This window comes from Phytobacter cepae (assembly GCF_054165735.1).
The window spans coordinates 3,243,984-3,262,413 of record NZ_CM135107.1 but is presented as its reverse complement, the minus strand read 5'-3'; the positions used below and the strand labels follow the sequence as shown (position 1 = coordinate 3,262,413).

The window sequence follows — 18,430 nt, the reverse complement described above, 5'->3', positions numbered from 1 at the left end:
CATCCTGTTACTGAAAACGACGATGGGCGTTGGCCTCACGTGCCGCACGCGCAACCTCAACCGGGACGACGCGACGACCCACCGGCCATAGGGCAATGGCGGCAATTTTGAAATTGGCCACCCCCACCGGGATGCCGATGATGGTGATGCATTGTGCGATACCAGCAAAAATATGCATTATGCACAGCCACCAGCCGAACAGCACAAACCAGACAAGATTGAGTACCGTTCCGCCAGCATTGCGCAGCGAATTTTTGGTGCCGGGTTCCAGTTCATCCACATGGACGGCTTCATTACCCCAGGGAATCAGCGACAGCTTGGTGATTTCCCAGCAGGAGCGGGTCAATGGCAGTGTCACAACCAGCACCACACTCACCACCGTGGCAACTAACCAACCTAATGTGGTGGCAAAGCCGCCCAATACAAAATTCAGAATATTCAAAACCGTACGCATAACGCCTCGCTGTAATCCATTCAGTGAATGTTTTGGTCAATTGTAATGATTTTTTAGACTGGAGCACGTTTTCTCTGGCGGTTACACTGAGATTCACAGTCAGCTGAGAAACGATGTGTGATGGAACTTAAAGCAACCTCATTAGGAAAACGTCTGGCGCAGCATCCCTACGACCGAATCGTTCTACTCAATGCCGGGGTAAAAGTGTCCGGCGACAAGCATGAGTACCTCATTCCTTTCAACCAGTTATTGACCATTGAGTGCAAACGTGGACTGGTGTGGGGCGAGCTGGAATTCATCCTTGCCGATAATAAGGTCGTGCGTCTGCACGGAACAGAGTGGGGGGAAACTCAACGTTTCTTTCAGCATCTCAACGAGCGCTGGCAGCGCTGGAGCGAGGAGATGAGCGAGGTGGCCGCTGGCGTGCTCTCCGCCCAGCTCGATGCCATTGCGGGTCGGGTTAACCACGCCGCCTGGCTGACACGTGCACAATTATCGGGACTCAAACAGCAGCTTAATACCGCTTTCGACGCGCTGCCGGTACCACTCCGACGGCTGGAGACGTTTGATAATTGTCGCGAACTATGGCGCCAGTGCCAGTTGTGGCTGCAGGATACCGAAGGACGTCGTGCCGAACATAATCAGGCATGGACGCAAAAAATGCTCACTGAATACGCGGACTTCTTCAAGGACATCGAATCCTCGCCGCTGAACCCGGCACAGGCACGGGCGGTGGTAAATGGTGAACACTCACTGCTGGTGCTTGCTGGGGCGGGAAGCGGCAAAACGTCTGTACTGGTCGCACGTGCTGGCTGGCTACTGGCGCGGGGTGAAGCCTCTGAAGAACAAATTCTGCTGCTGGCATTTGGGCGGAAAGCGGCACATGAAATGGACGAACGTATTCGGGAGCGACTTCATACCGATGCGATTTCCGCGCGGACATTCCATGCGCTTGCCCTGAATATCATTCAGCAGGGGGGCAAAAAAGCGCCTGCCATTAGCGAGCTGGAAAATGATACGGCAGCAAGGCAATCCCTCCTGATTCAAACCTGGCAACAACAGTGTGCGGAGAAAAAATCGCAGGCTAACGGCTGGCGGCAGTGGTTGAATGACGAGTTAGACTGGACGTTGCCAGAAGAGGACTTCTGGAACGACAAAAAAGTGCTGCAGCGCATTGGCGTGCGCCTTGACCGTTGGATAAGTCTGATTCGTATGCACGGGGGCAGTCAGGCGGAGATGATAGAAGGAGCACCGGAAGAGATTCGCGCATTATTCAGCAAGCGAATTAAATTGATGTCTCCGCTATTGAAGGCCTGGAAAGCGGCCCTGAAAGCAGAAAATGCCGTAGATTTCTCGGGCCTTATTCACCAGGCCATCGCTGTACTGGAAAAAGGGCGCTTCGTTAGCCCCTGGAAACATATTCTGGTGGATGAGTTTCAGGATATCTCTCCTCAGCGCGCCGCGCTGCTGGCAGCATTACGGCGGCAGAATTCCGAAACCACACTGTTTGCGGTGGGGGACGACTGGCAGGCTATCTATCGGTTCAGCGGGGCGCAGCTGTCACTCACCACGGCATTTCATGACTATTTTGGCGAAGGCGACGTCTGCGCATTAGACACGACCTATCGCTTTACTACGCGCATTGGCGAAGTGGCGAATGGTTTTATTCAACAGAATCCGCATCAACTCAGTAAACCGTTGAACAGTCTGGCGGCGGGTGACAAGAACGCGGTGACCTTGCTGGCGGACGATCAACTGGATGCGCTGCTCGACAAGTTGAGCGGATATGCAACCCCGGACGATCGCATTTTGGTGCTGGCGCGTTACCATCATGGCAAACCGGCCAGCCTTGAAAAAGCCTCAACGCGCTGGCCTAAACTGCAGCTCGATTTTATGACCATTCATGCCAGCAAAGGGCAGCAGGCAGAATATGTCATTGTGCTCGGTCTTCACGAAGGGCAGGACGGTTTTCCGGCACCGGCCCGCGAATCACTCATGGAACAAGCCTTGTTGCCCATGCCGGAGGATTTTCCGGATGCGGAAGAAAGACGTTTGTTTTATGTGGCGCTTACGCGTGCCAAAAAGCGTGTCTGGGTGCTCTTTAATAAAGAAAACCCTTCACGATTCGTTGATTGCCTCAAAAAACTCAACGTGCAGGTTGCGCGTAAGCCCTGAGCATCAGGCGGCAATGACCGCCTGAGCCCGCTTACTTCAGGCGTTCAGCGAGATAGCGTGGATAATCCGGGATTAGGATATCGACGCTGTCATTGAAGTGGGGTGACTGAATAATAAAATCGGCAGTAGACAAGTTGGTGGCAACCGGGATGTTCCAGACCGTCGCCAGGCGCAGCAGGGCTTTGACGTCCGGGTCGTGTGGTACCGCGTTTAAAGGATCCCAGAAGAAAATTAAGACATCAATTTTGCCTTCCGAAATCAGTGCGCCGACCTGCTGATCGCCGCCCATTGGACCGCTCAGCATAGCGTTGACGCTCAGGCCCGTCGCCCGTTGTATAAGGTTGCCCGTTGTTCCAGTGGCATAAAGTTCATGCTCGCCCAGTTGAGCCTGATGACGTTCTACCCAGGACATCAGCATCTGTTTACAGTGATCGTGCGCCACCAGCGCAATGTGCTTGCGCACAGGTAAGGTGCGTGTAGTGAGTTCCATAATTCCATTCCGTTATTTAACTTCGCTACAGATTACTGGAAGCGCCTGATGCTGCAAGAGAAGTCGGCGAAAAAAACGGGGATGCAGAGCGTTATGTTAACTGACGCACTGTCAGGAAGAGGGCTGTTGTTTAATCCACTGTAAAAAACGGTCGCGCGTCGCAGGATCGGCCTGCTGGTACCAGTACTTGAGCCGCTGTTCCGTTAGATTTTGCGATTGCGCCGGCGGCATGTCTAATTCTGATACCCCCGAGAGCAGCGTGCTGTCGTCGGCCATCATGGTGGCAAAGTGCGGCAGTGAAGCATATTTTCCCGCTTTGTTATAGCTCTCCGTATCCGTCTCGTAATCAATGCCCTTAGGGCGTGTGATGATTTCAAGGATATCGAGCTTTACGGGAATCGGTGTCGCGTTACCGTCGAGCAGGGCTATATGCGGAGTGGCATTAAACCGTTCGGCTTCTTTTTGCGTGTCGAGTGGCGGCAGACTGAAATTCACTTGCCCGATTAACTGCGTGTTAAACGTAGCGATCAAGGGGACCGAGGTGAAGAGCCGTGATTCATGGTTACTACTATTAATGGTTTTTTCGACCCGGAAGACCACCTGGTGTAAACCATTTTCCAGTTCAATGCTCTCGGCCCCCCGCAGCAGAGAGCTGGACACTTTTTTGCCATCAAGCACCAGCAGATCAATATCGTTGGACAATCTCAGCGTTGTCGCCAGCACCTGAACGGGCAAGAAACTCGCCATAATTACAATCGCACACCCCCATCTCATTCTGTGCTCCCGCCGAGGCCTGACTGATGACCTGATTCATTGACTGAGATTATATTGATTAATATATAGGCAATCTTAAGCGAAACGCTCTCATACTTATGTATGGGATACATGGTTGCAACGGCATGTTTGGCGTACACTTTTAAAAACCGCAGGAGGAAATATGAAAGAGACTGACATCGCTGAGATCCTTACCTCGACCCGTACCATTGCATTAGTCGGTGCGAGCGATAAACCTGACAGGCCAAGCTACCGTGTGATGAAGTACCTTCTCGATCAGGGCTATCACGTCATTCCTGTTTCGCCGAAGGTGGCAGGCACGACGTTGCTGGGGCAACAAGGGTATGCGACCCTCGCGGATGTTCCGGAAAAAGTCGATATGGTGGATGTGTTCCGTAATTCTGAAGCGGCCTGGGGCGTAGCACAGGAAGCGATTGCCATTGGTGCGAAAACGCTATGGATGCAACTGGGTGTGATTAACGAACAGGCAGCTGTGTTAGCGAGTGAAGCGGGAATCAAAGTGGTGATGGATCGGTGCCCGGCGATTGAAATACCTCGACTGGGGCTCGCCAAATAAAAAAACACCCCGCCAGGGCGGGGTGTCGTCAGTGTCGGAGGCGTGGAGCCTGTAGCTGTTTACGGATAGAACGGGACAGCTCATCCATAGAAGACTGCTCTGGATGTTCATCCGCTATCTCACGCTGAAGCTGTGCTTCAGCCAGATAAGTATGAATCGGCTCTCCGTCATCACCCTCCATGATCACATGGTACCAGGGCGCAGCACGGAGCTCATCGTTTACCGCCATCTCATCAACCGGCGGTTCATCCAGAGAATATTCTGCATCGATATCAAGCACGACACCCAGATAACCCAACTGCGAGTGACGAACCTGCTGACCGATACCAAATTTGCTGGCTATCATAGTCACCTCCTGAAAACTGTTACTCCCCCAGATATGTGGGCAAAGTTCCAAAAATCAAGCTACATGACGCGACAGGCAAACCCTTTCAGGTACAACCCTTCCGGGTAAGGTGCAATCACCGGGTGATCCGCAGCCTGACGGAACTGTTCTATAAATTGTACATCACGACCCGCATCTATTGCGGCATCCGCAATAATTTTCTGGAATAAATCCGTGGTCATCAGGCCTGAACAGGAGAAAGTCATCAACACGCCGCCGGGATTGAGCAGTTGGATTGCCAGCATGTTGATATCTTTGTAGCCACGGCATGCGCCCTGAAGCTGACTTTTGTTCTCAACAAACTTCGGCGGATCCATCACGATAACGTCGAATTTTTCGCCCTGATCGCGATATTTACGCAGCAGTTTAAACACATCGTCACGGACGAACTCCGCTTTGCTGAGATCAAGTTGATTCAGCTCTACGTTCTTTTTTGCCACATCCAGTGCTTCCTGCGAGGTATCGACGCTGACGACCTGGCGGCAGCCACCCATTAAGGCTGAGATAGCAAATCCACCGGTGTACGAGAAGCAGTTAAGGACCCGTTTGTCTGCGACGTAGCGACGAGTGGCGAGGCGGCTGTCACGTTGATCAAGGTAATAACCCGTTTTGTGGCCTGCCTGAATATCGACAAACAGCTTCATGCCGTTTTCTTCAATAGCTAACAGTTCTGGTGGCATTTCACCAACCACCAGGCCTTGCGTCAGCTCCATTCCCTCTTTTTTTCGTACCGCAACATCGCTGCGATCGTAGATGGAACAAGCCGGATAGAGAGCTTGCAGAGCCGATAAGATCGCCGGACGTTGATATTCTGCACCGGCACTTAGCAGTTGCAGCACCAGGAAATTGCCAAAACGATCGATAGTTACGCCGGGTAAACCATCAGACTCACCGGCAATCAGGCGGTAGCTGTCCAGCCCATCACGCTGTGCCAGCCAGTCACGCCAGGTCTGGGCTTGCTGAATTCGGCGACTGAAGAAGTCGATATCAATCGCCTCTTCCTTATCGAAGGTCCAGACGCGGGCACGGATTTGTGATGCCGGAGAAAAAGCGCCGCGGGCCAGCCATTTTCCCTGAGCATCAACAATGTCAACGGTTTCACCCAGGCTGGCTTTTCCTTCCATGCGGGCGATAGCCCCGGAGAACACCCATGGGTGGCGGCGCAGCAGTGATTTTTCGCGGCCTTTGGTCAGTACTAAACGTGCAGTCATAGTCAATTATTCAGCTAAACGGGAGAAATTGGGCGCTATTGTCATGGGTTCATGGCGCAATTGCAACGTACCGCGTATCAATGCAAATTTTCGGTTTCAAAAATCACGATACCGAGCGTACTGGCTATTGCGCTGACGTGGCTGTCACCATATCGGATCCAATTTTTAATGAAGCTGATGAAATTTTTATCCTCCGACGCATCCCACAGATTGAAGTACCCTATGGCCTTCCAGTGACGCGCATCCTGGAAAAAGACGTGTTCGCAGAGGTACCAGGAAACACCATGGATATTTTTAAGCGTGGCCTGATCCCATATGCGGGTAATACTCTTGACCTCTAATACCGTAATATTGTCATTTATAAACTGAAGGATGGCGGAGGTGGGAATATTTTTGGGGACGTCCCGTAACACTGACCACAAATAATTAAACACTCTCTCTTTGTGCTCATTTATCTTTGGATAGCGGGCTAACGGCAGTGAATCCCAGTTCTGTTGAAAGTGGTAGAGGTTACACATTGCAGCAGCTTCACAAATGGCTTCTTCAAACCAGTGATGTTTATGCACATTCGCTCTGTCATAACGGCAGTACGCGTGACAAAACATATGGGTTACCTGATAGATAATCATTCCCCAGTTTGTTGCATCTGTAATATTTAAACAGACCCGGTAATAATCCTTGTCCCTATTGATTGACTGCGGAGAAAACACCATAGGGCATGAGGATTCGGCGGCATTGGTCAGAATAAAATCTTTTTCTAAATCGTACCCAACCATGCTGGAAAAGGAGCGGTACGCCTCGGCGAACAACACGTCCAGCACATCTGCTTCAATACCGCGCCACTGGTTTATATCACTGACTGTCATTCGAGCCTGAGTCATTTATCTTCCTGTGTGATATGGGGTTAACTACATTCCATCTAATGACAATCATCTGTTGTGAACAAACCTCACACAATCACGCACAACATTTGCGAAAATCAGCGAATATATTCACATTAATCAGAAGTTTAGTCTGACTTTTGAACCTGTGCGTACACTTTACTAAAATTAGTAACCTCAGCATCTGAAAAGAACAATTCTGGCCTTCAAAAGGGGGATTTATGAGTCATGAAAAGTCACCACATTGCACCATCTGCTGGGTTCATGGCCGAGTGCAGGGGGTGGGGTTTCGCTATAGCACCCAACGTGAAGCGCAGCGGCTTGGGTTGACGGGCTACGCGCGCAACATGGACGATGGGAGTGTGGAAGTGGTCGCCTGTGGCGACAGCCAAAAAGTTGAAGCGCTGATTGACTGGCTGAAGGCGGGCGGGCCACGAAGTGCGAAGGTTGAGCGGGTACTCACTGAGCCGCATCAACCCGGCAGCACGTGGACGAACTTCGGCATACGCTATTAAATACATTTCACCGGTTTAGGCAGGCCGGCAATTTTGGTCGCCTGCTTTGCCGGGCCTTTTGGAAACAGGCGGTAAAGATAGCGACTGTTTCCTTTCTCTTCGCCAAACTTATTGGCCATTGCCTTCACCAGCATGCGAATGGCCGGTGAGGTATTAAACTCCAGATAGAATTCGCGTACAAAACGCACCACTTCCCAGTGCTCAACGGCGAGGGTAATTCCTTCATTTTCGGCGATAGCCGATGCCAGTCCTTCGCTCCACAGCGTGGTGTCTTTCAGATAGCCTTCGCTATCGGTCTCTATTTCTATGCCTTCAAAAATCATGAGATATCACAATGTCAGTCATTCACTGCCGGGCAGTGTACCAAAAAACAAAGCCCCGCTTAAGCAGGGCTTTGGTTATACAGGCTGACGATTAGTCACGGCTGGCAAAGCCGAGAATGCTCAACAGGCTGACAAAGATGTTATAGATGGAAACATACAGGCTAACGGTCGCACGGATGTAATTGGTCTCACCACCGTTAATGATATTGCTGGTTTCATACAGAATGGCGCCCGTTGAAATCAGGATGAACACTGCGCTGATGGCCAGGTGCAGAGCCGGCAGCTGCAGGAAAATATTCGCCACCATCCCGATCAGTACCACAACAATGCCCGCCATCAGCATGCCGCCGAGGAAAGACATGTCTTTGCGTGTTGTCAGAACGTAAGCAGAACAGCAGAAGAACACCAGTGCGGTTCCCCCCAGAGCCAAACCAATCACATCTCCCATGCCCGCCGACAAATAGGCGTTCAGGATTGGACCCAGGATATAGCCGAGGAAGCCGGTAAAGGCGAACGCAGACAGTATGCCGATCGGTTGATTAGCCGTTTTATAGGTCAGGAACATCAGACCATACATACCAACCAGAGTAAGAATCAGGCCCGGAGACGGCAATGCCAGCAGGGTGCTTGCGGTTGCCGTCATGGCAGAAAACGCCAGCGTCAGACTGAGCAGAAAATAGGTATTACGGAGCACTTTATGGGTGCTAAGCAACGATGTACGGTCGCGCGAGGAGGTAACAATACGATCCATAGGGCACTCTCTTAGACAGATCAGAAGATATATGGGGTGAGGATAGGAAATCCCCGTTTCCTTACCTAGCTGTTTTACCCATCTTTACTCAATATGCAAGTGAATCCGGGCAGTAAAAAATCCTGACTTTACGATAAAAGACGGTATCAGTGCGCATTTGTAAAAAATAACCATACCGGTGTCTTATATGTCGCTGAAAAATATTGCTCTGGCCTGTTTTGAACGCTAATAAGAAGGTCAACGTATCGTCATCAGGAAAATACTCAGGACGAAGGATATGAAATCACATGCTTTGACGCGTATTGCACTAGGCCTCCTCACAATCAGCGGGTTAGGTATTAGCACATTTTCATTGGCCGCCAACGTACCTCAGGGTACTGAACTTGCTGCCCGACAGGAGCTGGTGCGTAATAATGGCAGCGAACCGGCATCGCTGGATCCGCATAAAGTAGAAAGCGACGTTGAATTTAATATTGTCAGTGATTTATTCGACGGGCTTGTAGCAGTCAAACTGGATGGCAGCATTGAGCCCCGTCTCGCGCAAGCATGGGAAAATAAAGACAATACTGTCTGGGTTTTTCATTTACGCCCGAACGCCACCTGGTCTGATGGCACCGCCATCACGGCAAAAGATTTCGTCTGGAGCTGGCAGCGCCTTGTTGACCCAAAAACGGCCTCGCCATATGCCAGCTACCCCGGCAATATGCATATCCAGAATGCCAGAGAGATAGCGTTAGGGGAGAAGCCACTGGACACCCTGGGCGTTAAAGCCGTGGATGACAACACCCTGGAAATTCGCCTGACGCAGCCCAATGCGGCATTTCTGGCCATGCTCGCTCATCCTTCTATGGTGCCGGTCGATAAAATCCTTATCAGTCGTTTTGCTGAAAAGTGGACCAAGCCGGAACATATTGTCACCAGCGGGCCCTATAAGCTGAGCGAGTGGGTGGTCAATGAAAAAATTATCGCCCAACGTAATACGCGCTACTGGAACAACAAAGCCACCGTCATCAACACGGTAACGTACCTGCCAATCAGTTCAGAAACCGCAGATGTAAACCGTTATAAAGCGGGTGAAATTGATATCACTAACACTATCCCCGTGAATCAGTTTGCGCAGTTGAAAGCGAGCATGGGCAGCCAGGTGAGCGTCCTGCCGCTGCTTTCCACCTATTATTATGAGCTGAACACCACCAAAGCCCCTTTCAATGATGCGCGTGTGCGCCGGGCCTTAAATATGGCGCTCGACAAGGACATCATTGCTGAGAAGGTTATGGGGCAGGGGCAGCGTCCGGCCTGGCTCATCAGCCAACCGGAGATTGGCGGCGTCACGTTAAAGGCACCGGACTACGCGTCATGGCCGCGGGAAAAACGAATCGAAGAAGCCAGAAAATTGTTGAATGAAGCAGGGTACAACGACGCTCATCCGTTATCGTTTAACTTGCTCTACAACACGATGGAGACTCACCAGCGGCTGGCGATAGCCGTCAGTTCAATGTGGAAGAAAAATCTGGGTGTAGAGGCGAAGCTGCAAAATCAGGAGTGGAAGACCATGCTGGACACCATGCACACCGGTAATTTCGACGCCGTGCGCTACGCGTGGATTGCTGATTACGATGATGCGGTTACCTTTTTAAACAACTTCCGTACCGGTGACAGCGAAAATACGTCGAAATACAGTAATCCGGCGTATGACGAGGTCCTGCATAACGCAGCAAAAGCGAAGGATGTAGCGGAACGGGGGCGGTACTACCAACAGGCGGAAGACATGCTGGCGCAGGATGTCCCGGCTATTCCTCTGTATCACTATGTGCGTACCCATCTTGTGAAGCCCTGGGTAGGCGGATTTGAACCCGATCGGCTGGGACGTTTCTACACCAAGGATCTTTATATCAAGAAGCATGAGGGGTGATGAGACGAGATCGCGTTGATTTAATAGTCAGTTTGTTGTTATTTCAGGCGATTAAATCACATTTGTCGATTTTTCAGGCAAACAGTAAATAACACGCTTTACAGACGTCACCGGGATGTTTATAGTGCGCCCCATACCGGAAGCGTGGCCGAGCGGTTGAAGGCACCGGTCTTGAAAACCGGCGACCCGAAAGGGTTCTAGAGTTCGAATCTCTACGCTTCCGCCAAATCGTACAAAGGGCCTACCACTTGGTAGGCCCTTTGTTTTTTGGCTTCCCGGCGCGATTAACACCGACAAGCTTCCCATTCTTCAACTATTCTATCCTCTCTCTGTCTCAGCAAGACGCTGCTCATTTCGTTACGCCTGTATAGTGAATCCCTGTTGAAGGCTATTCACGCGCTTAGCAGGGGGGAAACTCACGTATACTCACCCGACGCACATCCCATCTGTTTAATTACTTACGCGAAATCCTGATGAAAACGTTTTACTTGAGCTTTCTGTGCCTGATTTTTCTCGCCATCTTCGCGGGCCTTGCACTCTCTTTGCTCCAGCGGGAGTCGCTGAGCCAGGAGGGATGGTGGTCTGCGCGACGTGATTCTGCGGGGCTGGCTCCCGATGCCCGGCAATATGCGAAGGATGCCATTGTACAGGTCTATGCCGCACCGACATGGGGCTGGAAAGGAGTGGTCGCGGTACATCCGTGGATTATCTTCAAGCGCGCCGGAGAAACAGCCTATCACCGTTACGAGGTGATTAGCTGGGGGGCGGGAGATAAAGTGCGCCACAATCGTCATTCACCGGATGGTTACTGGTACGGCGCAAAACCGCGACTGCTGGTGGCCCATCGCGGGCCGGAGGCCGAAGCGATGATCCCGCAAATTGAAGCGGCCATTGCGTCTTACCCCTGGCCCACCACGTATCACGCGTGGCCGGGGCCTAACAGTAATACTTTTATCGCTCACCTCGGGCGAGAAGTGCCGGCTCTCAAACTGGATATGCCCGCCAATGCGGTAGGTAAAGATTTTCGCTCATTGCTTAACCCTGTTGGCCTGCCGCCATCAGGGCGCGGGGTCCAGATGTCGCTGCTGGGCGTGGCGGGCATGACCCTGGGAGCGGAAGAGGGGATCGAACTCAACGTACTCGGACTGAACATGGGGGTAGGGTTTTCACCGTTACGCCTGCGGCTGCCTTTTATTGGTGGGCCTGGGCGCGACAATTTGCAGAAAAATTCCTCAGAAAGTACGCCATAAAAGAGCGAAACCGAAAGGACAGTGCAAGCGCATAACGACACACGTCCGTACTCACCTTCCTTTATGGGTGAAAATAATGGGCTGCTGAACAGTTCGCAGCCCATAAAAAGCTGGTGCGGTCAGCCACGCCCCACAAATGGCATGGTTGTCGCCATTACAGTGATGAACTGAACGTTGGTATCAAGCGGCACGCCCGCCATATAGACCACGCTGTTGGCCACCTGCGAGACATCCATCATCGCTTCGACAACAACCTCCCCATTGGCCTGTTTCACCCCTTTTGCCATCCGCTGAGAAAGCTCGGTGTGCGCATTGCCAATGTCAATTTGACCACAGGCGATGCCATATTTGCGACCATCCAGCGAGATGCTCTTCGTCAGGCCAGTGACACCATGTTTGGTGGCCGTGTAAGCCGCGGAATCCGGGCGCGGGGCATGGGCTGAAATCGAACCATTATTGATAATACGTCCGCCCTGTGGAGATTGTTCTTTCATCAGGCGGAAAGCGCCCTGTGCGCAAAGAAACATTCCCGTCAGATTAACATCTACCACCGTCGTCCACTTCTCATAGCTCAACTCTTCAAACGGGATGCCCGGGAAGTTGGTGCCCGCATTGTTGAACAGTACATCAAGATGACCGCATTTTTCTTTAATCCGGGTGAACAGCGCCGCCACAGAATCTGGTTGAGTGACATCCGTGGGCACCACCATTGATTGCGCCCCGTCGCCCAATGCGGAGACGGTCTCAAGCAAGGGTTCCAGACGGCGTCCGGCAAGCACCACAAAATACCCGGCATGGGATAATGCAATGGCAGTGGCTCTGCCAATCCCGCTGCCTGCGCCCGTTACCAGCGCAATTTTCGTTGAATCGAACATTGTAAATTCCTTCTGCTAATCCCGTTGTCAGTAAAGTAAGGATACCCGCCTGCTTAGCTTGTCAGGCTGGCGTCCGGCCGCTGTCCACTCAGCGCCTGCGCCAGGCTTGCCAGTACCATTTCGCCCATTGCCGTGCGCGTCTCAACCGTGGCGCTGGCGCGGTGGGCCTGCAGAACGACATTGTCCATGCCGAGGAGCGGGGCAGGGACGTTTGGCTCGTCAACGAAGACATCCAGCCCTGCGCCCTGAATACGTCCTGCCACCAGCGCGTCAACCAGATCGGGTTCATTGACCAGTTTTCCGCGAGCGATATTAACTAAAAAGCCGTGCTCACCGAGCGCATTAAGCACGGCTGCATTGACGATGCCTTCGGCTTTATCGGCAGATGCGGAAAGAATCAGAGCGTCACTCTGGGCGGCCAGCGCCTGCAGATCGGCAATGAACGGGTAATCAAGATCGGTCATTGGCTGGAGGTCGGTATAGGCAATCGGGCAACCAAACGCAGAAGCGCGGGTAGCAATGGCGCGGCCCACGCGGCCCATGCCGACAATGCCGACGCGCATGCCGCTAAAACGGCGGGAAAGCGGAATGGCGCCGGGATGGGGATTTTTCGCCCACTCGCCATTACGTACCACGCGATCGCCAGAGCAAATGCCCCTGCAGGCTGCAATCAGCAGGCCGATTGCCAGGTCAGCCACGTCCTCCGTCAGGGCGCCCAGGGTCGCCGTGACATGGATATTACGCTGACGGGCATAGTTCAGATCAACGGCATCAACGCCGACGCCATTGATAGCGACCACTTCCAGCGCGGGCAGTTTTTCCATCAATGCATTGCTGATGCCGGTATGGCCGCCTGAGACAACGCCACGAATGCTGTTGCCGTACTCTTTAATAAAAGCATCTTTGTCTTCAATTTCAAAGTAACGGTACACGGTATACAGGGCGTTCAGTTTTTCGCTAATCGCGGGAATCAGAATAGGGTTTAGCTGCAGGATGCTGGGTTTCATAGCGTTATTTCCATAGTTGCGGCCAATGAGTGGCGAGCTAATGTCGAGATACGGCGTAAAGATGTAATGCTGGTTAACCGAGGCGCCTCTCCAGTATTTCAATGGAGATATTCTGCGGCCCACGGATAAAGCAGCCACGCACACCGGGGCGAATCGTAATGGGCTCCTGGGTGAAAATGACCCCTTTGCTTTTTAATTCGGCGGCGATGTCGTCCAGGTTATCGACAGTCAGGCCGAAATGATCCAGCCCCTGATAAGGTGGAAGTGGAGGGGGAGCCACACCGTCACCCTCCGTCACCGGGGCGATAAAGATATTGATGCCCGCCAGGCGCACATCGACTTTGCCGGGCTTACGAATAATTTCTGCGCCAAGGCAGCGCGCAAACCAGGCCGCAGTCTCTTCAGGAGCGGGACTGCGTAGCTGTAAATGATCCCATGTGTATTTAGTCACGCGTGTTCCTCTTTGTCAGTCATCCCAGCCTGAACCGTCCGTTGTAAAGCCGTTTCGTGACGGTTCAGGCTAGAAAATCAATGTATTGATCAATGCTTGCCTGTTGCCAGCAACCACACTCGATGCTGGCAACATTTCATTAATCCATCTCAATGCGGGACAAAGGTCCCAGCAGGAAGGAATAGGCAAATGCACCAATTAAACACATAATTCCCATCATGTTCAGTGCCCAGAAGAATTGACCGGTAACATGGAGAATATAACCAATCATGATTGGCGTAGTGACGCCGGCAATATTTGCCGCAAGACTGGTAATACTACTGGTTAATCCAATGTACTGACGTGGGGCTATTTCTGATACAGCAGCCCAGGATGATGAGCCTACGCCCTGAGCAAAAAATGAAATGGTTAAAATAACGATGATTAACTCATTTGAGGTCACAAAGTTAACCAGTAAAATAGATGATCCCAGTAATGTTCCGATAATCAATGGTGCTTTACGCGCCACCGACATCGAATAACCACGGCGAATAAAGAAATCTGAGAAAAATCCCGCTAACAATATTCCCGCGGTTGCGCCGAGGAAAGGCAAAGCCTGAAATATGCCGACTTTGATCATCGTCATCTGGCGCTCTTCAACCAGGTACGTCATAAACCAGGTGGTGAAAAATACCAGAATCGCGTTATTACAGAATTTACCCAGGCAAATGGCCAGAATCTGGCGATGCTTCAACAGACGGAGCGCATTTTTCCAGTCGAAACGGTCGCGTTCCTTTTTACCAACAAGGCCACCGCCTTCCTGGATATGCTTTAATTCGGCTTCGTTAACCGCACGGTGATTGAGCGGGTCGCGGTACCAGATGTACCACAGAATCCCAAACAGTACGCCAGCACCACCGGTTAAATAGAAAGCAGAGCGCCAGCCAAAACCGTTTGCAATCCACAGCAGCAGGCCGGTAAATAATGGTGTGCCAATATATTGGCCCATGACGTAGACGCTGGTGGCAAAGCCACGCTCTCCGGTCGGGAACCACATGGTGACCGCGCGGGCATTGGAGGGAAAAGCGGGGGCTTCAAGCGCACCAATTGCCAGGCGAGAACCAAACAGCATATTGAAGCCGCTGGCGACCCCCTGGGTCATGGTCGCCAGTGACCAGGTGATCAGTGAAAAGGCGTAGGCAATGCGCGAACCCAGCACGTCGGCAATAATCCCACCGGGGATAAGTGCGATAGCATAGGTCAGGCCAAATGCCGCAAAAATTTGCCCCATCTGTACTTTATCCAGCGCCAGATCTTTACTGATAAAAGGGGCCAGAATACCCAGACTCGATCTGTCGACAAAATTGATAATCGTGGCACATAAAATCAGCGCTAGCATATAATAGCGAATGCGCGTGGCTTTCTTTTGCGGAACCGCTCTGGCATCTATTGATGCCTCGCTAAGCTCTTGTTGTTGCGTATGATTCATATTTTTCGTCCTTCATGGATTTGTAGGTATACGTTATATTTACCAACCCTTTTATCCCGGCTGATAATTATTTTGTAAGGTGTCTTTCGACCAGTTGCCCATAGATTTTTTTGTGAGCTGCGGTTCAGTGAATAAAAAATCCAACGCGTTTCCTTGACGGATCGTAAAACCCGTGCGAACACCCTTTATTTTTATGTCGATCCCGCTGCGTGCTATTCATGCAATTCTTATGGGGCATCAATGTGTCAGGCTTCACTGCATAAGACGATTGATGAGGGTGACGTTAAAATAACGTATTGTCAGTATCAATCTTGATTAAAATAATCAATGCTAATCTTACCTTTTACTGTTTAGTAGTGTGACGGAAGAGCAAAAGATGGAACGAGTTTATTGACATATTCGAATAACAGATTAGCGGAAAAACCTGATGGCCTTCCTGCCAGGACGAACATTAAACGCAGAAGGTCATGTTGAACACTGCAAAAAATAAATCTGCAATTATGCGATCTCTCTATCAGTTGATTTTAACAATCAATCTTGATTGGAAAAAATCGCAATTATAGAGTGGCGAGATTCGGTTCGATCTACCCCAACGCGCGGCATGATGAGCACCCGAAGGCCGCGTCAGTCTCGTCACGAAAGGAAGCCAATGCGTTACCGAGTGCGCAATGGCACATGGGAGGGTACAGGAATGGCATATTCATCCGCAGCAAGCGCCGGCACGTCATCCGCACGGCAATTCAGCATCGGTTTTGAGGGGGCAATGTCGAGTTCGCAAGGCATTGGCGTACAGGAGATGGTGCGCGTAGCCCGGCAGCTGTCAGAAGGTCGTTTTGAATTTACGCTGTTTCCCGCCGCGCAACGGGGCAGTGGCCCGCAGATGGTCGAGATGACGCAGCAGGGCAAACTGGATATCTTTCTGGGCGGCGCAGGTTACTTCGCCTCACTCGATAGCCGTATCAACGTGTTTGATATTCCCTATCTGTTTGCAAACGTCACGCAGGCATATCATGTGATGGACAGCGACTTTGGTCGCGAAATGCTGGATGTGCTCGACAGACATGCGCTAAAAGGGTTGAGCTTCTGGGAAAACGGCATCCGCTCTTTTACCAATAATGTGAAACCTGTGTACCATCCTGATGATTTAAAAGGATTAAAAATCCGCACTATGCCGGGAAATCAGGTCCATGAAAGGCTTTGGCAGGCGGCAGGGCTGGAAACCATGCCATTACCCTCCGGTGAGATTTATGCCGCTATCCAGAACGGCAACATCAACAGTCAGGAACACCCCATTTCCGTCATCTATGCGCGAAAATTTTATGAAGTCCAGCGTTACCTGTCGCTGACCCGTCACCTGTATGGTCCGCTTATCCAGGTCATTAACCGCGACCGGTTTAATGCCATGGCGAGCGAGGAACAAGACATTATAATGAAGGCTTCCCTTGCCGGCGCCGTGGCCACACGTCAGTTCTCTAATGAAAATGAAGCTGCTTTCCTCGAGGAGATGAAACAGGCGGGTTTAGAGGTGAATGAGGTGGATCCCAGGGCGTTCAGGGAGGCAATGAGGCCTGCGATTGAGCGCGATTTCATTGCGCAAAACGGCGATCTGTGGCTCAACAAAATCAATGCCATGCTGGGGAAGCCTCTGCCTGAGGAGGGGTAACCCGAACCGCATTGTTTAACGCAGAGGTCGACAGACCGTGATTCACCCCTGGCAGAGCACTACCCGGACGGACGCATGCAACCAAAAACGAAGCTAACAGCCTGGCTCACGCTGGATGAAGTTCAGGAATTTCTCGGTGTTCGGGCGCAAACCATTTATGCCTATGTCAGCCGGGGGCTGATCGCCTCTCATCCCGATCCGCAAAACACCCGACGCAGCCTCTACAGCGCAGAGAACATCCAGAGCCTCAAGCAGAAAAAGCAGCAGGGCCGCAAGCGGGAAACGCTTGCGGTCAATACCCTTTTTGGCAATGAGCCCAGCATTCCGACCGCGATTTCAACCTTTTCCAAAGGGCATCTGTACTATCGGGGCAAAGATGTCATCGCATTTGCGGAATATGCCACGCTCGAAGAGACGGCCCGCCTGCTCTGGAGCGCAGAAATTAGCGCCGGGTTTTCTGTTCCAACCCGAGATTACCCGCACGCGGCACCTGAGCGTTCTCATGCCTTTATTGCACTCGCTACCGCCACGGCAACGGGGCATTCAACGCACGGTCGTACCGCCAGGGTGTTGCATGCGGAGGCGGCGACGCTGGTGGGGCATCTGGCCGCTACCTTTGGTGCAGAAAACCATCCCGAGATGTTAATTCACCAGCGTCTTGCCCTGGGGTGGGGAGTGAATGAAGAGGTGGCAGACATTTTACGCAGAGCGATGGTGCTGCTGGCCGATCATGAACTCACCAGCTCCGCCTTTGCCGCGAGGATCGCGGCCTCAAATGGTGCTTCGCTGCCTGCCTGTTTGCTTACCGGACTGGCCACCTTCACCGGCCCGTTGCATGGCGATGCCACTCAGCGCGTCAAAGCGCTATTTGATGAGGTCGAGCGTTCCAGTGCCGATCAGGTAGTGAACCGCTATCTCTCCTCCGCGCTCCCGATACCGGGGTTTGGTCATCATCTTTATCCGGACGGTGACCCACGAGCGGTTGCGCTGCTGGCGCGTTTTGAGCCACCGGAAGAGATCGCCAAATTCATCGAAAAGGTGATCACCCTGACCGGACTACTGCCCAATATTGATGTGGTGCTCGCCGCGCTGGTGACCCGCTACCGCTTGCTTGGCGATGCGGCGTTCGCGCTCTTTTCAATTGCCCGTAGCGTAGGCTTACTGGCGCATGCGATGGAACAGATCGGCACCGGAAAAGTGATTCGACCGCGCGGCCGCTACGTGGGGCCGGAACTGGAGTGAGCCGTGAGTCATTATGACCGAAACGT

The 18,430-nt window shown here is 52.0% G+C and carries 19 protein-coding genes and 1 tRNA gene; 8 read left to right on the top strand and 12 right to left on the bottom strand.

From position 1 onward, the window contains the following. Positions 1–7: 7 nt before the first annotated feature. The gene (locus tag ACUY4Q_RS15410; protein WP_458043610.1) at positions 8–454 is read right to left on the bottom strand and encodes a YccF domain-containing protein; all 447 of its coding nucleotides are present in this window, start codon (positions 452–454) and stop codon (positions 8–10) included. Between the two features lie 120 nt (positions 455–574). Here ACUY4Q_RS15410 and helD point away from each other — a divergent pair, with 120 nt between their 5' ends. Continuing rightward, a complete protein-coding gene (gene helD / locus ACUY4Q_RS15405; protein ID WP_458047359.1) occupies positions 575–2,629 on the top strand; it encodes a DNA helicase IV in 2,055 nt (684 codons plus the stop codon). Between the two features lie 31 nt (positions 2,630–2,660). On the opposite strand, the gene mgsA is transcribed toward helD, so the two are convergent. Then, the gene (mgsA, locus tag ACUY4Q_RS15400) at positions 2,661–3,119 is read right to left on the bottom strand and encodes a methylglyoxal synthase (protein ID WP_458043609.1); all 459 of its coding nucleotides are present in this window, start codon (positions 3,117–3,119) and stop codon (positions 2,661–2,663) included. A gap of 111 nt (positions 3,120–3,230) precedes the next feature. Continuing rightward, the gene (gene csgI, locus ACUY4Q_RS15395) at positions 3,231–3,893 is read right to left on the bottom strand and encodes a curli synthesis inhibitor (protein ID WP_458043608.1); all 663 of its coding nucleotides are present in this window, start codon (positions 3,891–3,893) and stop codon (positions 3,231–3,233) included. Between the two features lie 163 nt (positions 3,894–4,056). Here csgI and ACUY4Q_RS15390 point away from each other — a divergent pair, with 163 nt between their 5' ends. Continuing rightward, positions 4,057–4,470 carry a CoA-binding protein gene (locus ACUY4Q_RS15390; protein ID WP_458043607.1) on the top strand — a complete coding sequence of 138 codons (414 nt, stop codon included), beginning with the start codon at positions 4,057–4,059 and terminating at the stop codon, positions 4,468–4,470. A gap of 28 nt (positions 4,471–4,498) precedes the next feature. Here the strand turns inward: ACUY4Q_RS15390 and hspQ are convergent, their stop codons facing one another. The 3 genes from hspQ to ACUY4Q_RS15375 all read right to left on the bottom strand — a co-directional run bounded on the left by hspQ (position 4,499) and on the right by ACUY4Q_RS15375 (position 6,947). Beyond that, complete coding sequence (gene hspQ, locus ACUY4Q_RS15385; protein ID WP_458043606.1) at positions 4,499–4,816, bottom strand: heat shock protein HspQ; 318 nt, start codon at positions 4,814–4,816, stop codon at positions 4,499–4,501. 59 nt (positions 4,817–4,875) lie between these two features. Continuing rightward, complete coding sequence (gene rlmI, locus ACUY4Q_RS15380; protein ID WP_458043605.1) at positions 4,876–6,066, bottom strand: 23S rRNA (cytosine(1962)-C(5))-methyltransferase RlmI; 1,191 nt, start codon at positions 6,064–6,066, stop codon at positions 4,876–4,878. 77 nt (positions 6,067–6,143) lie between these two features. Continuing rightward, on the bottom strand, positions 6,144–6,947 hold the full coding sequence (locus tag ACUY4Q_RS15375) for a hypothetical protein (protein WP_458043604.1): 804 nt from the start codon (positions 6,945–6,947) through the stop codon (positions 6,144–6,146). A gap of 221 nt (positions 6,948–7,168) precedes the next feature. Between ACUY4Q_RS15375 and yccX the strand changes: the two genes are divergently transcribed. Continuing rightward, positions 7,169–7,462 carry an acylphosphatase gene (gene yccX / locus ACUY4Q_RS15370; RefSeq protein WP_458043603.1) on the top strand — a complete coding sequence of 98 codons (294 nt, stop codon included), beginning with the start codon at positions 7,169–7,171 and terminating at the stop codon, positions 7,460–7,462. Here yccX and tusE read toward each other — a convergent pair. Together tusE and yccA are read right to left on the bottom strand one after the other, a co-directional pair. Then, positions 7,459–7,785, bottom strand: a complete 327-nt coding sequence (gene tusE / locus ACUY4Q_RS15365; protein ID WP_458043602.1) for a sulfurtransferase TusE — start codon at positions 7,783–7,785, stop codon at positions 7,459–7,461. The two genes, yccX and tusE, sit on opposite strands and share 4 nt — an antisense overlap. 91 nt (positions 7,786–7,876) lie before the next feature. Then, positions 7,877–8,536 (bottom strand): FtsH protease modulator YccA, encoded by a 660-nt coding sequence (gene yccA, locus ACUY4Q_RS15360; RefSeq protein ID WP_458043601.1) that lies wholly within the window; start codon positions 8,534–8,536, stop codon positions 7,877–7,879. Positions 8,537–8,813: 277 nt separating this feature from the next. On the opposite strand from yccA, the gene ACUY4Q_RS15355 reads away from it, so the two are divergent. The 3 genes from ACUY4Q_RS15355 to ACUY4Q_RS15345 all read left to right on the top strand — a co-directional run bounded on the left by ACUY4Q_RS15355 (position 8,814) and on the right by ACUY4Q_RS15345 (position 11,698). After that, entirely contained in the window at positions 8,814–10,448 is a 1,635-nt protein-coding gene (locus ACUY4Q_RS15355) for an ABC transporter substrate-binding protein (protein ID WP_458043600.1), read from the top strand. A gap of 138 nt (positions 10,449–10,586) precedes the next feature. Continuing rightward, positions 10,587–10,674: transfer RNA gene (locus ACUY4Q_RS15350), tRNA-Ser, on the top strand. Positions 10,675–10,921: 247 nt separating this feature from the next. Next, positions 10,922–11,698: a DUF3750 domain-containing protein gene (locus tag ACUY4Q_RS15345; protein ID WP_458043599.1), complete on the top strand. Its 777-nt coding sequence runs from the start codon at positions 10,922–10,924 to the stop codon at positions 11,696–11,698. 119 nt (positions 11,699–11,817) lie between these two features. On the opposite strand, the gene ACUY4Q_RS15340 is transcribed toward ACUY4Q_RS15345, so the two are convergent. From ACUY4Q_RS15340 to ACUY4Q_RS15325, 4 genes are all read right to left on the bottom strand, one after another. Continuing rightward, positions 11,818–12,573 (bottom strand): SDR family oxidoreductase, encoded by a 756-nt coding sequence (locus ACUY4Q_RS15340; protein WP_458043598.1) that lies wholly within the window; start codon positions 12,571–12,573, stop codon positions 11,818–11,820. Positions 12,574–12,626: 53 nt separating this feature from the next. Beyond that, positions 12,627–13,580 carry a 2-hydroxyacid dehydrogenase gene (locus ACUY4Q_RS15335; protein WP_458043597.1) on the bottom strand — a complete coding sequence of 318 codons (954 nt, stop codon included), beginning with the start codon at positions 13,578–13,580 and terminating at the stop codon, positions 12,627–12,629. Positions 13,581–13,653: 73 nt separating this feature from the next. Beyond that, complete coding sequence (locus ACUY4Q_RS15330) at positions 13,654–14,031, bottom strand: VOC family protein (protein WP_458043596.1); 378 nt, start codon at positions 14,029–14,031, stop codon at positions 13,654–13,656. 139 nt (positions 14,032–14,170) lie between these two features. Next, positions 14,171–15,499 carry an MFS transporter gene (locus ACUY4Q_RS15325; protein WP_458043595.1) on the bottom strand — a complete coding sequence of 443 codons (1,329 nt, stop codon included), beginning with the start codon at positions 15,497–15,499 and terminating at the stop codon, positions 14,171–14,173. 691 nt (positions 15,500–16,190) lie between these two features. On the opposite strand from ACUY4Q_RS15325, the gene ACUY4Q_RS15320 reads away from it, so the two are divergent. Together ACUY4Q_RS15320 and ACUY4Q_RS15315 are read left to right on the top strand one after the other, a co-directional pair. After that, complete coding sequence (locus ACUY4Q_RS15320; protein WP_458043594.1) at positions 16,191–17,162, top strand: DctP family TRAP transporter solute-binding subunit; 972 nt, start codon at positions 16,191–16,193, stop codon at positions 17,160–17,162. A gap of 75 nt (positions 17,163–17,237) precedes the next feature. After that, a complete protein-coding gene (locus ACUY4Q_RS15315; protein ID WP_458043593.1) occupies positions 17,238–18,404 on the top strand; it encodes a citrate synthase family protein in 1,167 nt (388 codons plus the stop codon). Positions 18,405–18,430: the final 26 nt, after the last annotated feature.

Excerpts from the sequence above, each read along its gene's own strand:
- ACUY4Q_RS15410 (WP_458043610.1), bottom strand. The coding sequence starts at position 454 with ATGCGTACGGTTTTGAATATTCTGAATTTTGTATTGGGCGGCTTTGCC.
- helD (WP_458047359.1), top strand. The coding sequence starts at position 575 with ATGGAACTTAAAGCAACCTCATTAGGAAAACGTCTGGCGCAGCATCCC.
- mgsA (WP_458043609.1), bottom strand. The coding sequence starts at position 3,119 with ATGGAACTCACTACACGCACCTTACCTGTGCGCAAGCACATTGCGCTG.
- csgI (WP_458043608.1), bottom strand. The coding sequence starts at position 3,893 with ATGAGATGGGGGTGTGCGATTGTAATTATGGCGAGTTTCTTGCCCGTT.
- ACUY4Q_RS15390 (WP_458043607.1), top strand. The coding sequence starts at position 4,057 with ATGAAAGAGACTGACATCGCTGAGATCCTTACCTCGACCCGTACCATT.
- hspQ (WP_458043606.1), bottom strand. The coding sequence starts at position 4,816 with ATGATAGCCAGCAAATTTGGTATCGGTCAGCAGGTTCGTCACTCGCAG.
- rlmI (WP_458043605.1), bottom strand. The coding sequence starts at position 6,066 with ATGACTGCACGTTTAGTACTGACCAAAGGCCGCGAAAAATCACTGCTG.
- ACUY4Q_RS15375 (WP_458043604.1), bottom strand. The coding sequence starts at position 6,947 with ATGACTCAGGCTCGAATGACAGTCAGTGATATAAACCAGTGGCGCGGT.
- yccX (WP_458043603.1), top strand. The coding sequence starts at position 7,169 with ATGAGTCATGAAAAGTCACCACATTGCACCATCTGCTGGGTTCATGGC.
- tusE (WP_458043602.1), bottom strand. The coding sequence starts at position 7,785 with ATGATTTTTGAAGGCATAGAAATAGAGACCGATAGCGAAGGCTATCTG.
- yccA (WP_458043601.1), bottom strand. The coding sequence starts at position 8,536 with ATGGATCGTATTGTTACCTCCTCGCGCGACCGTACATCGTTGCTTAGC.
- ACUY4Q_RS15355 (WP_458043600.1), top strand. The coding sequence starts at position 8,814 with ATGAAATCACATGCTTTGACGCGTATTGCACTAGGCCTCCTCACAATC.
- ACUY4Q_RS15345 (WP_458043599.1), top strand. The coding sequence starts at position 10,922 with ATGAAAACGTTTTACTTGAGCTTTCTGTGCCTGATTTTTCTCGCCATC.
- ACUY4Q_RS15340 (WP_458043598.1), bottom strand. The coding sequence starts at position 12,573 with ATGTTCGATTCAACGAAAATTGCGCTGGTAACGGGCGCAGGCAGCGGG.
- ACUY4Q_RS15335 (WP_458043597.1), bottom strand. The coding sequence starts at position 13,580 with ATGAAACCCAGCATCCTGCAGCTAAACCCTATTCTGATTCCCGCGATT.
- ACUY4Q_RS15325 (WP_458043595.1), bottom strand. The coding sequence starts at position 15,499 with ATGAATCATACGCAACAACAAGAGCTTAGCGAGGCATCAATAGATGCC.
- ACUY4Q_RS15320 (WP_458043594.1), top strand. The coding sequence starts at position 16,191 with ATGGCATATTCATCCGCAGCAAGCGCCGGCACGTCATCCGCACGGCAA.
- ACUY4Q_RS15315 (WP_458043593.1), top strand. The coding sequence starts at position 17,238 with ATGCAACCAAAAACGAAGCTAACAGCCTGGCTCACGCTGGATGAAGTT.